This is a genomic window from Photobacterium sp. 270122K (assembly GCF_059941365.1).
Window position 1 is genome coordinate 1 of the sequence record NZ_JBPOEN010000023.1, and the last position, 1,412, is coordinate 1,412.

Here is a 1,412-nt window from a genome sequence, read left to right on the forward strand (position 1 = left end):
AAAACCCCTTGGGTGTTGTATGGTTAAGCCTCACGGGCAATTAGTACAGGTTAGCTCAACGCCTCACAGCGCTTACACACCCTGCCTATCTACGTCGTAGTCTCCAACAACCCTTTAGGAACCTTATAGGTTCAGGGATGACTCATCTTGAGGCTCGCTTCACGCTTAGATGCTTTCAGCGTTTATCGATTCCGAACTTAGCTACCGGGCAATGCCACTGGCGTGACAACCCGAACACCAGAGGTTCGTCCACTCCGGTCCTCTCGTACTAGGAGCAGCCCCTCTCAATCATCCAACGCCCACGGCAGATAGGGACCGAACTGTCTCACGACGTTCTAAACCCAGCTCGCGTACCACTTTAAATGGCGAACAGCCATACCCTTGGGACCGACTTCAGCCCCAGGATGTGATGAGCCGACATCGAGGTGCCAAACACCGCCGTCGATATGAACTCTTGGGCGGTATCAGCCTGTTATCCCCGGAGTACCTTTTATCCGTTGAGCGATGGCCCTTCCATACAGAACCACCGGATCACTATGACCTGCTTTCGCACCTGCTCGAATTGTCATTCTCGCAGTCAAGCGGGCTTATGCCATTGCACTAACCTCACGATGTCCGACCGTGATTAGCCCACCTTCGTGCTCCTCCGTTACTCTTTGGGAGGAGACCGCCCCAGTCAAACTACCCACCAGGCACTGTCCGCACCCCCGATAAGGGGGCGACGTTAGAACATCAACACGACAAGGGTGGTATTTCAAGGACGGCTCCACAATCACTAGCGTGACTGCTTCAAAGCCTCCCACCTATCCTACACATGTAGGGTCAATGTTCAGTGCCAAGCTGTAGTAAAGGTTCACGGGGTCTTTCCGTCTAGCCGCGGGTACGCAGCATCTTCACTGCGATTTCAATTTCACTGAGTCTCGGGTGGAGACAGCGTGGCCATCATTACGCCATTCGTGCAGGTCGGAACTTACCCGACAAGGAATTTCGCTACCTTAGGACCGTTATAGTTACGGCCGCCGTTTACCGGGGCTTCGATCAAGAGCTTCGACCGAAGTCTAACCCCATCAATTAACCTTCCGGCACCGGGCAGGCGTCACACCGTATACGTCATCTTTCGATTTTGCACAGTGCTGTGTTTTTAATAAACAGTTGCAGCCACCTGGTATCTGCGACTCCCGGCAGCTTAGAGAGCAAGTCTCATCACCGCTAGGAGCGTACCTTCTCCCGAAGTTACGGTACCATTTTGCCTAGTTCCTTCACCCGAGTTCTCTCAAGCGCCTTGGTATTCTCTACCTGATCACCTGTGTCGGTTTGGGGTACGATTTCTTATAACCTGAAGCTTAGAAGCTTTTCCCGGAAGCATGGCATCAATGACTTCAACACCGTAGTGTCTCGACATCGTATCTCAG

At 52.7% G+C, this 1,412-nt stretch carries 1 rRNA gene; it reads right to left on the bottom strand.

The features are described 5' to 3' along the window. Window positions 1–19: 19 nt before the first annotated feature. Window positions 20–1,412, bottom strand: a 23S ribosomal RNA gene (locus ACSF8W_RS23470); the annotation flags it as partial.